12 protein-coding genes and 1 riboswitch are annotated in these 14,191 nt (G+C 47.7%); of the genes, 7 read left to right on the top strand and 5 right to left on the bottom strand.

Annotated features, from left to right (window positions below):
• Positions 1-326: 326 nt before the first annotated feature.
• Complete coding sequence (locus ACQG2G_RS14440) at positions 327-1,331, bottom strand: LacI family DNA-binding transcriptional regulator (RefSeq protein WP_040022477.1); 1,005 nt, start codon at positions 1,329-1,331, stop codon at positions 327-329.
• 238 nt (positions 1,332-1,569) lie between these two features.
• Here ACQG2G_RS14440 and ACQG2G_RS14435 point away from each other — a divergent pair, with 238 nt between their 5' ends.
• Complete coding sequence (locus tag ACQG2G_RS14435; RefSeq protein ID WP_020690161.1) at positions 1,570-2,811, top strand: MFS transporter; 1,242 nt, start codon at positions 1,570-1,572, stop codon at positions 2,809-2,811.
• A 16-nt stretch (positions 2,812-2,827) separates the two neighbouring features.
• Positions 2,828-4,261, top strand: coding sequence for a glycoside hydrolase family 32 protein (locus ACQG2G_RS14430; RefSeq protein ID WP_061772813.1), 1,434 nt, complete (start codon positions 2,828-2,830; stop codon positions 4,259-4,261).
• A gap of 75 nt (positions 4,262-4,336) precedes the next feature.
• On the opposite strand, the gene ACQG2G_RS14425 is transcribed toward ACQG2G_RS14430, so the two are convergent.
• Together ACQG2G_RS14425 and ACQG2G_RS14420 are read right to left on the bottom strand one after the other, a co-directional pair.
• Complete coding sequence (locus tag ACQG2G_RS14425) at positions 4,337-4,879, bottom strand: YgdI/YgdR family lipoprotein (RefSeq protein WP_248078968.1); 543 nt, start codon at positions 4,877-4,879, stop codon at positions 4,337-4,339.
• Positions 4,880-5,233: 354 nt separating this feature from the next.
• Positions 5,234-6,769: a YadA C-terminal domain-containing protein gene (locus ACQG2G_RS14420; protein ID WP_248105157.1), complete on the bottom strand. Its 1,536-nt coding sequence runs from the start codon at positions 6,767-6,769 to the stop codon at positions 5,234-5,236.
• Between the two features lie 1,162 nt (positions 6,770-7,931).
• Between ACQG2G_RS14420 and ACQG2G_RS14415 the strand changes: the two genes are divergently transcribed.
• The gene (locus ACQG2G_RS14415) at positions 7,932-8,759 is read left to right on the top strand and encodes an RES family NAD+ phosphorylase (protein WP_071830129.1); all 828 of its coding nucleotides are present in this window, start codon (positions 7,932-7,934) and stop codon (positions 8,757-8,759) included.
• A gap of 105 nt (positions 8,760-8,864) precedes the next feature.
• Entirely contained in the window at positions 8,865-9,740 is an 876-nt protein-coding gene (locus tag ACQG2G_RS14410) for a TFIIB-type zinc ribbon-containing protein (RefSeq protein WP_061772980.1), read from the top strand.
• Positions 9,741-9,790: 50 nt separating this feature from the next.
• Here ACQG2G_RS14410 and ACQG2G_RS14405 read toward each other — a convergent pair whose 3' ends face one another.
• A complete protein-coding gene (locus ACQG2G_RS14405) occupies positions 9,791-10,072 on the bottom strand; it encodes a hypothetical protein (protein WP_061772979.1) in 282 nt (93 codons plus the stop codon).
• Positions 10,073-10,756: 684 nt separating this feature from the next.
• On the opposite strand from ACQG2G_RS14405, the gene ACQG2G_RS14400 reads away from it, so the two are divergent.
• Positions 10,757-11,071, top strand: a complete 315-nt coding sequence (locus ACQG2G_RS14400; protein ID WP_023621964.1) for a hypothetical protein — start codon at positions 10,757-10,759, stop codon at positions 11,069-11,071.
• Here ACQG2G_RS14400 and ACQG2G_RS14395 read toward each other — a convergent pair.
• A complete protein-coding gene (locus ACQG2G_RS14395; RefSeq protein ID WP_061772972.1) occupies positions 11,068-11,874 on the bottom strand; it encodes a DUF4225 domain-containing protein in 807 nt (268 codons plus the stop codon). The genes ACQG2G_RS14400 and ACQG2G_RS14395 overlap by 4 nt on opposite strands.
• Positions 11,875-12,486: 612 nt before the next feature.
• Positions 12,487-12,583: riboswitch (TPP riboswitch) on the top strand.
• Between the two features lie 36 nt (positions 12,584-12,619).
• Here ACQG2G_RS14395 and thiM point away from each other — a divergent pair.
• Positions 12,620-13,390: a hydroxyethylthiazole kinase gene (thiM, locus tag ACQG2G_RS14390; protein ID WP_205918411.1), complete on the top strand. Its 771-nt coding sequence runs from the start codon at positions 12,620-12,622 to the stop codon at positions 13,388-13,390.
• Positions 13,387-14,187: a bifunctional hydroxymethylpyrimidine kinase/phosphomethylpyrimidine kinase gene (gene thiD, locus ACQG2G_RS14385; RefSeq protein ID WP_094916071.1), complete on the top strand. Its 801-nt coding sequence runs from the start codon at positions 13,387-13,389 to the stop codon at positions 14,185-14,187. The genes thiM and thiD overlap by 4 nt, the downstream gene beginning before the upstream one ends.
• The last annotated feature ends 4 nt before the right edge of the window (positions 14,188-14,191 follow it).

The raw sequence follows: 14,191 nt of genomic DNA, 5'->3' as shown, positions 1-14,191 counted from the left end.
TTCGTTATGAGCCACGATTGAATAAAAAGTTAAAAAACAGATGGGGGCCTGAAAAAAACGCCGCCAATATAGAGCCTTTTGCCACGGGGCTCAATGGTTAATTTGTTTACTGTTTTGTGACATGGGGCACAGGGGACGGAATATCCCCGTTTTGAGAAAGAAAATTACGCGTTATGGCAAATAAAAACAGCCGGTTACGTGCTAACTGCCCGGAGGGTAAAATCATAAAAAAGAGTGTGACAAATCGTGCCATTTTTCCCTGAAAGGGAGGTTGACCGCCTCCTTAGCCTGCTTATTACTGCGACAGGGCTAAAAAGCGGTGGTCATCATAGATGCGTAATGGAATTCCGCATTAAAAATGGACTTTCAACGCGCGTGGTTTCCCGATGGGTTTCACCGTTAATAATATGCAGAGCACTGAGGCGACCAATTTCATAATGCGGCAGTTGAACCGTTGAAAGAGGCGGAAGAAAGAGTTCTCCAATGCCCACCATATTGTCATAGCCGATAACCGCAATATCTTCAGGGATGCGAATTCCTTGCGCCAGCAGGGTCTGGTAAACCATCAATGCGATACGATCGTTGCCGCAGATAACCGAGTCGAACTGGGGAAGACCATTCTGAATGTGCGCCTGCAGAACTGACGGAATGTCGCGATAGTGCTCGTCCCCAAACGCCATATAACTATGATCCAGACGGTCCGGGTCGAGCCCCGCTTCACGGCATGCACGTTCCAGCCCGTGACGGCGTCGGGTTGTGGCCAGATGATCGGCGGGTAAATGCAGGCACAGGGGCTGTCGATAGCCTGCGGCGAGTAACGCCTGTACGGCGGCGTACTGCCCCTGTTCATCATCAGGAATATAGCTGGCGACCTTTTCATCGATACTTTCGCAGTTGGCCAGCACGCAGGGGAGGGTAAGGAGCTTGGCCGGGAGAGGAACCTGACGTAATCCCATGGTGGTGTAAATAATGCCGTCCGGGCGGTGAGAGAGCAGCAGATCGACGATTGCCTCCGGGTTGTCATCGGTAAACATATTCATGACGAAGCTGTTCCAGCCGTGCATCCGGGCCGTCTCTTCAATGGACAGCGTAATCTCCACCGAGAAAGGTGTCGTCACCGTATCGAGTGCCAGCACGCCTATGGTTTTTGGCGAGGCATGCGCGCCGCGTACTTTCTTGGCGGAAAGATCGGGTACGTAGCTGGTCTGCTCAATAGCCTGCTGTACGCGTGCCAACGTTTCCGGTTTAAGGCGCTCCGGGTTGTTAAGCGCGCGTGAGACGGTCATCAGCGATACGTTAGCCAGCTTTGCGACGTCCTTCAGGGAAGCCATTTTCTTACTCCGTTAATGTCACGTGTTAAAGAGTATACAACTAAGTTACTGATGTAAAAGGAAAGTGGATATGTGAGTGGAGCCAGACAGGCTTCATTGATGAATAATTGATCGCGATCTCACTTCTGTGATGTTAACGTTAACTTTCGTGATTAACATCATGAATCTGATCCAAACCGCATGAGTCGCGCTCAATGTTAACGTTACCATTTTGTCATTACTCCAACATGAGAATGTCATGATGAAAACGCATCACTCTCACAGCTACCCCTTATTGAGCGCATTACTGTTTTTCTTTTTTGTCACCTGGTCTTCTTCCGGCTCTTTGCTTTCCATCTGGCTCCACCAGGAGGTGGGCTTAAAAGCGGGCGACACCGGCATTATCTATGCCGTGCTTTCTGTCTCCGCGCTTTTCGCTCAAATCTGCTATGGATTCATTCAGGACAAACTTGGTCTGCGCAAGAACCTTCTTTGGTTTCTGACCAGCCTGCTCATTCTTTCTGGTCCGGCCTTTTTGCTGTTTGGTTATCTGCTGCAGATTAATGTCTTACTCGGCAGTATTTTCGGCGGGATTTATATCGGCCTGACGTTTAACGGTGGGATAGGGGTACTGGAGTCCTATACCGAGCGTGTCGCCCGCCAGAGCCAGTTTGAGTTCGGCAAGGCGAGGATGTGGGGATCGCTTGGCTGGGCGGTGGCAACCTTTTTCGCGGGACTTCTGTTTAACATTAATCCGAAGCTGAACTTCGCTGTCGCAAGCTCTGCAGGACTGCTGTTTTTTGTTTTGCTGGCGCGTCTCAGGGTCTCTTCCGCCCCGCACGCCATGCAGGAAGCGGTGTCAGGCGGTAAAGTCACGCTGGAAGATGCATTGCGTCTGCTGACGCTGCCGCGGTTCTGGGCGCTGGTGTTTTTTGTTATCGGCACCTGTATTTATGGCGTTTACGACCAGCAGTTCCCGGTCTATTTCTCCTCCCAGTTCCCGACGTTACAGGAAGGAAACGCCATGTATGGCTATCTCAACTCCTTCCAGGTTTTCCTTGAGGCGGCGGGCATGTTCTGCGCCCCATGGCTGGTGAACCGCCTTGGCGCAAAGAATGGCCTGATTTTTGCGGGAATGGTGATGGCGATGCGTATGGTGGCTTCGGGGCTGGTTGAGGGGCCGGTACTGATCTCCATTACCAAGCTATTGCACGCGGTCGAACTGCCCGTTTTGCTGGTCTCAATTTTTAAATACAACAGCTTACATTTCGATAAACGGCTCTCTTCCACCCTCTATCTGGTGGGCTTTGCCTGTACCAGCTCGGTGATCGCCTCGGTCCTGTCGCCGCTGGCGGGTTACAGCTATGAGAAATACGGCTTCGCCCAGTCCTATCTCATTATGGGGCTGTTAGTTTTCAGCACCACGTTTATCTCCATCTTCCTGTTGCGCTCGGGTAAATCTTCTTCTGACCCGCTCATGCCGCAACCTTCCACCATCTGATCGAAAGAGTAGAGAAATGACGTATTCAATTACTAAAGCAGAGCAGGAACTTCAGTCCAGACGCGAAGGGCTCAACCTGCGCTGGTATCCGCGTTACCACCTCGCTGCGCGCGCTGGCTGGATGAACGACCCAAATGGCCTGGTCTGGTTTGACGGCTGGTATCACGCTTTTTACCAGCATCATCCGTACTCCACCCAGTGGGGGCCTATGCACTGGGGCCATGCGCGTAGCAAGGATTTAGTTCACTGGGAGCATCTCCCCGTTGCGCTGGCGCCGGAAGGGCCTGAAGACAAGGATGGCTGTTTTTCCGGATCGGCGGTGGTGGATGGCGATACGCTGGCGCTGATTTACACCGGACATAAATTCCACGGCGATCCTGATGACGAGGCGAATCTCTACCAGGTGCAATGTCTGGCGACCAGCCGTGACGGCATTCATTTTGTCCGGCAGGGAATGATCGTTGATACCCCGCCAGGTCTGCATCACTTCCGCGACCCGAAAGTGTGGCGTGAAGGGGAGAGCTGGTACATGGTTGTCGGTGCACGGGACGGTGAGACGGGCCAGGTGCGTGTATATCGTTCTGCCGATCTGCGTGAGTGGCAGGATATGGGCGTGCTGGCGGTGGCTGAAAAAGAGATGGGCTACATGTGGGAATGCCCGGACTTTTTCATGCTCAATGGCAAACGCGTGCTGATGTTTTCGCCTCAGGGGATGGCCGCTGAAGGATTCAAAAACCGTAATCTTTTCCAGAGCGGCTATCTGTTGGGCGAATGGCAGCCCGGGCAGCCTTTTGTGCGGGAAGGTGAGTTTGTGGAGATGGATCGCGGGCATGATTTCTATGCGCCACAAAGTTTCCTCACGCCTGATGGTCGCCGCATCGTTATCGGCTGGCTGGACATGTGGGAATCCTCCCAGCCGGAACAGGAGGATGGCTGGGCAGGCATGCTCTCTTTACCGCGCGAACTGACGCTTGGCGCGGATAACCGTCTGCAAATGCGGCCGGCCAGAGAGGTCGAAGGTCTTCGGGGCGCGTGGTTCCCCTGGCCGGTTAGCACGCTTAACAATCAGCAGATGACTCTGCTGGAACGCTGCGACGCGATGGAGGTTATTCTGCAGTGGGATTGTGCCAATAGCAGTGCCGAGCAGTACGGCATGAGTCTGGGAGAGGGGCTGCGCGTCTACGTGGATGCTCAAATGCAGCGTCTGGTTCTTGAGCGAAACTATCCGCAGTATGGCCTGTGCGGGACACGAAGCGTCGCGCTGAACCTGGATAATACGCTTAATCTGCGTCTGTTCTTCGACAGTTCATCCGTGGAAGTTTTTGTCAATGAAGGCGACGCGTGTTTAAGCAGCCGAATTTATCCTGAGGCAGGGCGAAGGGAAATAAGCGTATTCGCCTGGGGTGGCTCAGCGTTATTATTCGAAGCCGGAGCCTGGCAGCTGGAGTGACGACTTCCCGTTCATTCGCATGGTGAGTTTGCAATAAAGGGGCATTCACCCCTTTATTGTTGCCGGTTTAGATCATCATTTTGACAGCTGGCTGTTCACAACTATTCCCTTTTCAACCACCAGCGTTAAGGTATATCCCTGTTTATGCCATTTACCGTTGTTTGGTTTCCATCCTTGCCCCAGCAGGAACGCCGCACCGTCATCGATGGTACCGTTCATTACCGCTTCGGCCTCGCGGGAGATCTGTTTTAAATCACGCGATTGACTGTTATCTGAATTTGCAGTGCATTCGCCGTTAGCTTCCTCAACCTGCGTACATCCTGAATGAGCAAGCTCTTTTCTGTGCTTATGTGTCATTTGTGCATGTTGCTTAACGTCTTTCTTAGCCCAAATACCAGTACCCGCAGCAGCATCACGAGCATTAGCCCAGGCTGCATTTTGAGCCGCCTCATTATAGGATTGTTGGCGGTTTTGCTCTACCAGGTAGCATGTATCTTTACTAATACCTTTGCTTTCACACTCATTCATTCTTTGTTGTGCCATTTGAGCAGGAGTTGAACATCCAGCAAGAAGAGAAGAGGCACTTATTACCACAGCTAACATCATTAATTTTTTCATTGACCTAACACCTCAAATTTAATAAATCCTGCTATAGCTATTACAGCTACAACTACTAAAACTACAGAGATAAAGTAAGCTATAAACTTTTTCATATGTTTTTAAAAACCACAATGGAAATAGGATTGATACATGATCCCCATCCATGCGCCAACAATTATAAGAACAAGGTAAACAATAACAGAAATAAAAATGTATTTAGTCATAATTACTATCACCAGTATAATTGAGTGAAGCTAGTTAGCTAAAATTCATGGGGTGCGTTTGTAACTTTATCGACGGTTATCTGGCTGCTTATTTTCAAAGCTCTTAATCAAAGCCCTTCTAAAGAAGGGCCAGAATTAAATGCTTTACTTACCAACCAAACGACACACCAGCCCCGTACGTAGCCCCGCCAAAGGAACCCGCACCTACAGAAGCTTTAGTTACGATGTGATCAGTGATACGTGCAGAAACACCGACAGCTACTGCACCTTGTGAGTCATACCCACCAACACCAGCGCCTACAGCGAATGTCTGAGAATCGGTAACCTGGGGGATGTTGCTCATTGCAGCTACAGAAGCTACACCAACAGCAGCGCGTTTACGGTTGTTATCTACATCATCTTTAAGATTCTGAAAATTGTTATTTTGATTCTCTAACTCAGTAATACGTTGCTCATGATTTGCTAATTGATTGTTGTGATTCTGAATAGTGGTTTCTTGTGCTTGTTGGCGTACTTGAACGTTAGCAACAGCAGATTTGTTAGTAGCAGCTAAAGATTTAGCATACATGCCCGTGTTATACGCTTGGGTAGTTTTATCAGATAATGTTTGAAGTACTTTATCTTGTCGATCTTGATCTGCTTTGAAAGCGCTTGCATCTACTTTTGTGCTTTGAACGTCAGTAATGGTTACAGTAGGTTTAATCGGAGCAGTGATCCCAACTTGATGAGGGAGCACCGGAACAGGGGTCAGCTGCTGACGCGGCGGAACTGTGTTAGGGGTCGGCATCGGTGGCGTCAGCTGTTGAACCGCTGGGATCACCGGAACAGGGGACAGCTGCTGACGTGGCGGAACCGCGTTAGGGGTTGGCATCGGCGGCGTCAGTTGTTGAACCGCTGGGATCACCGGAACAGGGGTCAGCTGCTGGCGCGGCGGAACCGCGTTAGGGGTTGGCATCGGTGGCGTCAGTTGTTGAACAGCAGGGATCACCGGAACAGGAGTCAGCTGCTGGCGCGGCGGAACCGCGTTAGGGGTTGGCATCGGTGGCGTCAGTTGTTGAACAGCAGGGATCACCGGAACAGGGGTCAGCTGCTGGCGCGGCGGAACCGCGTTAGGGGTTGGCATCGGCGGCGTCCGTTGTTGAACCGCTGGGATCACCGGAACAGGGGTCAGCTGCTGACGTGGCGGAACCGCGTTAGGGGTTGGCATCGGTGGCGTCAGTTGTTGAACAGCAGGGATCACCGGAACAGGAGTCAGCTGCTGATGTGGCGGAACTGCGTTAGGAGTTGGGGCAACAGGTGTCTGCTGCTTAGGAGGTACATTATACGCAAATGGTGGTGTTGTGTTCCCTTGCTTAGGTGGTGTTACGACTACAGCAGGTTTAGAAGGTGTTAAGGTGCTCATTGGTACAGATGGTGTGATACCGCCGATCTGATTGATATAGATTAACTTGTTTTGTACCGGGTCATAATAGCTATTGCTAACTAAAGTGTAATTAGCATCTTTAAGAGTATTACTGCGTAACACATTGTCACGAACCCAAGGAGCATATTTCACAATATCAGGGTGAGAGTTAAAGTAAGAATTAGCTGCAGCTAAATCTGCCCCGGTTAAAGCGGCATTAGAGACATTCATTGAACCAGCAGACACCAATACAGCGATAGCTGTTTTACTCAAATATTTCATTTCTAAACTCTCATCATCAATGCAAGTCAAAATTAAACGAAGGGTGCTATCCTGTCGTGAAGATATAACTCCTTGTTATATCTGGATTAAATAATGATTATTCGCGGAATTTAAGATTTGTCACTTATTTCGTAACGTGCAGTAACTATCTGTGAATATGTAATTTTGATTATTGATCTAGATCATGAAGAGCATTTTTAGCTAATCTGGTTCACTGCGATAGAAATGTGATTACTTCAATAAATACAGTTAGATAGAACTTTTTGTGTTTTTGATTTTAAAAAAGCATAAAACACCAACTCATAAGGTGTGCTTAACTGTTTTGACTGGAAATGATGTGAAATGGATAAAATAGTTAATGCAAAGTTATAGATTCTTCTACATTCTTTGTTATCGAATCCTCCTTGTCTTTTGAATGAAATCAGTTTTGAAGATGACAGCATTTAGAAAGTTGTTTGCTAAAAATATTTATGTTGAAATTTTAGTTAAAAATATATCTAGCTGATAACTGCTATGGAGGAGTAAAAAGATTGTTACGAATTTAGGTTGACCTGCTCCCCGTTGATTAATACACATCGATGTTAATAATGTCTTCATAAGCCACAATAGCGGGGTTTGTTGCTTCTACTCTTTAACCTTTTATCGGCACTCCTAATCTTTTGTGTTTGCTCATGCTGGGCGTGAAGAAGCATTGAGAAAGGTAAAGCTTTCTACGCTCAACACTTTCTAAATGAATATATAAGCGGGTGAGCAGATTTCAGGTGAATTATTACGGATTAAGTTATTTCCGGTGTGATAAATACTGTGATAAATCGAAAGATCTTGCACCCAGTCTATGGCCCCGGTTAAACTAATCGCTAACAATTTATTTGCGTATAAGTGATTGTTTTTTTTGAGCTTTTTCTCATGACACCTTTCCTTGTGAAGGCTGAGAAATACCCGTATTACCTGATCTGGATAATGCTCAAGCCAGTAATAGCGGCATCTGGCAACGACTATGTATTCAATAAAGCACCCATTTTAAGTGACAACCGCTTAACTTACACTTCTCGCCGCCGTTAGTTGTAAAACAGAGTACGATCGTTAGTCTATACATCATGACAAATCTCATGTGTAATAGTTGGGCTTAGGTATCGGAAAAACTCGAAGAAAAGAGGTGTACATGGATAATAAAATAAAAGTGATAGAGCTAAATAGCCTTGATCGGTTTCGTAATGATTTACTAAACACATTACAACCAGAAAAAGTAGAAGCATTACTTAAGTGGTATCTTAATTCTTATGGTGGGATTAACTTTAAGTTCGGTTATGATAGACCGATCTTCAGAGCGAGAAAATGCCCGAATGAACAGGGATATACTAATATTAGTGATGTATACCCACCACCTTTGGATAAATGCAAGATAGGGCGAATGAATGAAGAAGGGCAATCAATTTTTTACGGTGCATTTAGTCCAGGAACAGCACTAGTAGAAGTAAATGCAAAGGAAGGTGACTATGTTCATGTGACGCATTTTCAGTTACCAGAGAAATCAGAAAATGGAATGCGTTGTTTTACAATAGGTGAAGTTTATAATAATTATCATGGAGTAAATACTATTTCACCTGGAGTATACAATGAGATCCGTGATTTTATCGCTAGAATCGGGAAAGATGATATACGCGCTCTATTGTCATATTTGTATATGGATGCATTTTCAGCTGAAATACTTAATAATCCTAATGCACATAAAGTAAACTATGTATATTCGCGAGTATTTAGTCGTCTTCTTCTTGGTAAACATCCGGATGTAGATGGTTTAATTTATCCAAGTGCGAAAGTTAAAGGTGCACCGAACATAGTATTACGTACTGAAAGTGTCGATTCTAAAATACAATTGGTTGCTAATCATGTTTTCAAAATAAACAAGATTTTCCCATATGGAATAGTAGATTTTGATTTGGTGAAAAGTGCAAAAGGGCATACCGCTGACGGGCGTATAGTATGGTAATATGTGCCATTGAGTTTTGTCTTGTAACTGTATGTATAATGATGTTTTTTAGCTATGTGTTATCATGCATTTTCACAATTGACGTCGTGTAAAAAGGGACGAGAAATGACACCTGAATACAGAATTGATGCCGAGAAAAAAATTACTGAATACTTAAAATCTCAGGATCTTGTAAATATAAAAAATATGCAGGTTGAAAAGACGTTTAACGATTTAGGGCACGAAGTAAATATTTGGAATGTTAGAACAAAAAATGATGGTAACTGGTGGGTTGCTGAGGGAGAACTCGTCCCTTTAAATCTTTATACTCAGGATGAATATTTCTTTTCTGCTGACGAAGCATACTCTTTTCATTTAGGTATAACGCAGAGACTACAGGCAAGACATCATAGTGAGTTCAAACATGTTATTGATGAATTGCCCTTAGATATCAATATGCTACGCTCAATTAGTCGTAGGCTTAATGCCTCTGCTGTTGCTCTGAATGATATAAGTGCCCCTGAAGACATTCAAAGTATTGGGTTAACATGTAGAGAGAGTATGGTTGAACTTGCTGCCCATCTTTATAAAACTCATGAGGATATTTTAAAGAAAGATAACATTAAGGTTGCTGATTTTAAGAATATCTGCAAAATAATCATTGGGTTATATGCGGCAGGAAAGCGTAATTCTGGCTTAAGAAAATATTGTCGTACAACTGTTGAATCTGCGTGGGATCTCTCTGCAGAAACAGTGCATTCTTCAAATAAAAATTTACCTGATGCAAAGATTTGTCTTTTACTTACTTGTACTGCTGTTTCATTAATTCAAAACCTATTCCTTAAATTTATTGGATTTGATAATGAAATAAAATGTCCTAACTGTCACAGCTTAAAGAGTGAAATATACGAATCCGAAGAAGATAGCCAACTTCACGTGGTATGCGGGGAGTGCGGGGAAGTTGTGGAAGTCATATCCGAAGAAACGGATGAACAGCCATAATACTCCAATAAGTTATAAAATTTACGCCCGCATGAAGCGGGCTTTATCCATTAATGGTTCGCCGCTGACTGTTCAATAGCTTGTCGCCAGTAGCTATTCCAGCGCCGCCACCCATCCGCAACGTTTGCGGTGTGGATTTCCGCAATTTTCTGGTAGGTCTTTGACGTCTGATCATAGTTCTGTGACGTGTGCGCCAGCATTAGATCGGTTTTTTCCTGATCGCGTCTAACCTCAATGCGCAGAATGTTAGCCCAGGAACGGCGCAAATTGTGAACGGCGCATGTCACTTCTACAGGTTCGCCGGTCTGCTCGTCGGTGTAACTAGCCATCATGCCCAGCCGCGCTAAAACGGCGTTTAAAGTTGTTCCGCCGACAGGCCAGCATTTGCTACGTCTGTAGGCGAAAGCCCCAGCACGTCGCGAGCGCTACCAATAAGCGGCACTTCCTGCGGCTTGCCATTCTTTGAACGGTTTCAAGGAATGATCCATACATCGCGCCGTATCTCCTGTCGCATCATTTCAACAACTTCGTTTTTACGACGGCCCGTTACCATAATAAACCGAAGCGCGTTACCTGCGACGGTGTGCGGCAGTTAGGCGAATAACTGCCGGTAAGTGTCCGCCGTTATGCTGGCTTGTCGCGGTTTGGCTTTTGCGGGCATCTGGTTCTTATCGATGCTGTCCTTCAGTGTCTGCGGAACTTGGATCGGCTGCGGATTGTTCCCGCCGGTGTGGATATCCTCAGTTTCTTCTGTGATTGATGGGGGCTGATTGGGAGTCCTGAGTGGTTCACTAACGGGCATTAAGGCTTGTATTGTCTAAAATCTGATAAATTGTATAAACATTATGTGATCGTTAACCTTGAATGGTTGAAACGCCCTGGTACCACCCAGACGATAAGAAAAGGGGATAGAGTCTGCGAAAAGTTTCGGCTGGATTGCTATAACGTTCATCAGTATGATTGGTTGTACAATTGGGGTTGGGGAAACATCTTTGAAAGATAAAGGACGATACAATATGAAAGTTACTGATGAAGCTTTGTTACGTTCTGGTTTTACACCATCGGATTTGCAGAAGATAAAAAACAATGTTGAAAGCTATGGTGGTACGTTGGGAGAAGCGATTCAGGATCTGGCAAATCGATTCAGGATAGTTATTTGGATCTTTTCCGCTTTCATGGCAATGTTTCTCTGGGTAATTATTTCAAATGAAATACAATACATCATATCCACAGGGATCGGTTTATCTATAGCAATGTTGATTGCTGTTTTTGTTCAACCGCCAGTCCTTTCTTACAAATCCTGGCGGTTCTGGAGAAAATACAGAGGTTAATGATTCGGTGCTTCGGTGGAAAGCAGGTCAAAAATAACTTTAGCCTTGATACCGTAGCCTACTATTTTCATAGTTAACTTGGGGCGACTCATTATGTTGACTTTACGATAGTAATCGTGGGGAAGCCAACGGAACAATCGCCAGGCACCTGCTTTTCGCGCTAATCCAAAAATGCTGTAGATGTTTGCGCTTAATGTCAGAGTGTTATACAAAGCCAGACCAGATTCAGCCTTAAACCCCATAAACTGAGCAATATTAATCACTTTGTCAGCGACCACACCTTCAGAGTTAGATTCCCCTTGCGATAAAAATTTATTCACTTCTTTAGTTATACCGTTAGTGCCATCAGCAACTAAGATTGCACCAGCGAGGACTCCAATAGGGTTCATCGTCGAGATCATGATCATCCCACCATAGAAAACCATCCCTGATATAACGATATTCACAGCCGAAATCATATATCCGACGATTTTATTATTCTCCCGAACAAACTCGACCTGTGCATAAAGTTGTGCGGCTCTGGTTTTTAACAGGCGTTCTTGTTCGTGCAGATTATCCGTTTCGGCACGCAGATTTTTGATGCATATAATGCATTCTTCGTCTGTTTTAGCTCGCCGTGCTGCCTCGAACTCCTTTTCTACGACCTGTTTTATCTCTTCGACAAACTTGATACGTGTTAGACCATCTTGCAAATAGAATGCTGACAACCGGTTTGCTGTTTCGACGAGTTTCCGGGCTTCCAGATTCACCATGGTATCTGACCATGTTCTGTTCCAGCCTCTGTTGAGCAGCGCGATATCCATTAAAGACTCCTTCCCAAAATGTGTCTGGTCATTTTACGTGCAATAAGGTCGAAGACAACAGGAAATACATTCCCAACGTCTTATTTTAGCGGAAAGAACACATGATCAAACTTTGAGACTCCATGCCGCAATTCTCTACTTTTATTCTCCGAGGTTTCAAACGTCCTGGAGTACGGGCAGGACTGCGAGCGAGTAACGTACTCTTCATTTTCTATACCTTATAAACTGAAGTCGAAAGGATTGAAGAGAACAAGCTTACTGGCAGGTAAGGTTCTAATATTTTTTTGAGTATTGGCAGGCTTCCCCCACGTTTCAGAACGTGATAGCGAAGGTTCTTGCGTGGGCTGTGGGCTGCTATGTGAAGAGCGAGCATATCCCTGGCCTCTTTAAATTTGGCTGAGACCGTCACACGTCAGATCGGTTTCGAAAACAGCGAAAGATCACAACTAAAAGAGGCTCGAGCAATCCGGCCTTTTTGTCGTTTGGATGTGGGATACAGCTTGTGATACAAGCTGGGACACAGAGCATTTTTTAGGGTTGAGTCTTTGGCTTCCCACTGGCATGATCCAGAACAGGGATTAACGGAACGTTAATCACAATCTTTTGATTTTTTTATTTGACTCGGGGTGCCCTTCTTTGTGAAGGCTGAGAAATACCCGTATTACCTGATCTGGATAATGCCAGCGTAGGGAAGTCAGATGCCTCCCCTGGTCATCGCTTCTTCACGCAAGGCAGGAGCGAACCTATGCAGCCTGACCTGCTCGATTTACACGTTTTACATCACTTCCGAACCCGTTCCCCGCTTACGCACTGTATGACCAACGATGTCGTGCAAACCTTTACGGCCAACGTTCTGCTGGCGCTTGGCGCTTCTCCGGCAATGGTGATTGAAGCCGAAGAGGCCGAGCAGTTTGCCGGGATGGCCGATGCGCTGCTGATTAACGTCGGTACCCTCACCACCCCCCGCGCCCAGTCGATGCGTCGGGCCATCGAGAGCGCGGCGGCGGCAGGCAAACCCTGGACGCTGGACCCGGTTGCCGTGGGCGCCCTGGCGTTCCGCACCCGTTTTTGCCATCAAATTCTCGCCCTGAAGCCGGCAGCCATTCGCGGCAATGCGTCGGAAATTCTCGCCCTTGCGGGGATGAGCGCAGGGGGACGCGGTGTGGATACCACCGACACCGCCGCTGCCGCGCTGCCCGCCGCGCAGGCGCTGGCTCGCCAGACCAATGCCATTGTGGCAGTGACGGGGGAGGTGGATTACGTCACCGACGGCCAGCGCACCCGAACGGTTGCGGGCGGCGATCCGTTAATGACCCGCGTGGTGGGCACCGGGTGTGCGCTCTCGGCGGTGGTGGCGGCGAGTTGTTCCCTGCCGGGGGAACGGCTGGATAATGTTGCCGCTGCCTGCGGATGGATGAAGCGTGCCGGAACGCTCGCCGTTGCGCAGTCTCACGGGCCAGGCAGTTTTGCCAGCGCGTTCCTGGATGCGCTCTACACGCTGGAGGAGCAGGCATGAAGCGAATTAACGCTCTGACCATCGCCGGTACCGATCCAAGCGGCGGCGCGGGCATTCAGGCCGACCTGAAAACATTCTCGGCGCTTGGCGCGTACGGCTGCTCGGTGATCACCGCCCTTGTGGCGCAAAACACCCGTGGCGTGCAGTCGGTCTACCGTATCGAGCCTGATTTTGTCGGTGCACAGCTGGACTCGGTATTCAGCGATGTGCGCATCGACACCACCAAAATTGGGATGCTGGCAGAAACGGATATCGTCGAAGCGGTGGCCGAGCGGCTGCAACGTTATCAGGTGCAAAATGTGGTGCTGGATACGGTGATGCTGGCTAAAAGCGGTGACCCGCTGCTCTCTGCCTCTGCTGTTGAGACATTGCGCAAGAAACTGCTGCCGCAGGTGGCGCTGATTACGCCAAATCTGCCGGAAGCGGCCGCACTGTTAGACGCGCCACACGCGCAGAACGAACGTGAGATGAAAGAGCAGGGGCACGCCCTGCTGGCGATGGGGTGTGGCGCGGTGCTAATGAAAGGCGGCCATCTCGATGACGATGAAAGCCCGGACTGGCTCTTTACCCGCGACGGTGAACTGCGTTTCACGGCCCCGCGCGTGCATACCAAAAATACCCACGGTACGGGGTGCACGCTCTCTGCCGCGCTGGCGGCGCTGCGTCCACGGCACAACAGCTGGGACGATACGGTACGCGAGGCCAAAACATGGCTCTCGGCCGCGCTGGCAAAAGCCGATACTCTGGAAGTGGGTCACGGTATTGGGCCGGTTCATCATTTTCATGCATGGTGGTAAGCCA

The sequence above is a fragment of the Enterobacter cloacae complex sp. 382A5 genome (assembly GCF_050031095.1).
In the GTDB taxonomy this organism is placed as follows: Bacteria; Pseudomonadota; Gammaproteobacteria; order Enterobacterales; family Enterobacteriaceae; genus Enterobacter; species Enterobacter cloacae.
The sequence above is the reverse complement of the archived record's forward strand: the minus strand, read 5'-3'. Positions and strand labels throughout refer to the sequence as shown.

Coding starts and splice junctions, on each gene's coding strand:
- ACQG2G_RS14425 (WP_248078968.1), bottom strand. CDS start 4,879: ATGAAAAAATTAATGATGTTAGCTGTGGTAATAAGTGCCTCTTCTCTT.
- ACQG2G_RS14435 (WP_020690161.1), top strand. CDS start 1,570: ATGATGAAAACGCATCACTCTCACAGCTACCCCTTATTGAGCGCATTA.
- thiM (WP_205918411.1), top strand. CDS start 12,620: ATGCAGCCTGACCTGCTCGATTTACACGTTTTACATCACTTCCGAACC.
- ACQG2G_RS14440 (WP_040022477.1), bottom strand. CDS start 1,331: ATGGCTTCCCTGAAGGACGTCGCAAAGCTGGCTAACGTATCGCTGATG.
- ACQG2G_RS14395 (WP_061772972.1), bottom strand. CDS start 11,874: ATGGATATCGCGCTGCTCAACAGAGGCTGGAACAGAACATGGTCAGAT.
- thiD (WP_094916071.1), top strand. CDS start 13,387: ATGAAGCGAATTAACGCTCTGACCATCGCCGGTACCGATCCAAGCGGC.
- ACQG2G_RS14405 (WP_061772979.1), bottom strand. CDS start 10,072: ATGATGGCTAGTTACACCGACGAGCAGACCGGCGAACCTGTAGAAGTG.
- ACQG2G_RS14430 (WP_061772813.1), top strand. CDS start 2,828: ATGACGTATTCAATTACTAAAGCAGAGCAGGAACTTCAGTCCAGACGC.
- ACQG2G_RS14410 (WP_061772980.1), top strand. CDS start 8,865: ATGACACCTGAATACAGAATTGATGCCGAGAAAAAAATTACTGAATAC.
- ACQG2G_RS14400 (WP_023621964.1), top strand. CDS start 10,757: ATGAAAGTTACTGATGAAGCTTTGTTACGTTCTGGTTTTACACCATCG.
- ACQG2G_RS14420 (WP_248105157.1), bottom strand. CDS start 6,769: ATGAAATATTTGAGTAAAACAGCTATCGCTGTATTGGTGTCTGCTGGT.
- ACQG2G_RS14415 (WP_071830129.1), top strand. CDS start 7,932: ATGGATAATAAAATAAAAGTGATAGAGCTAAATAGCCTTGATCGGTTT.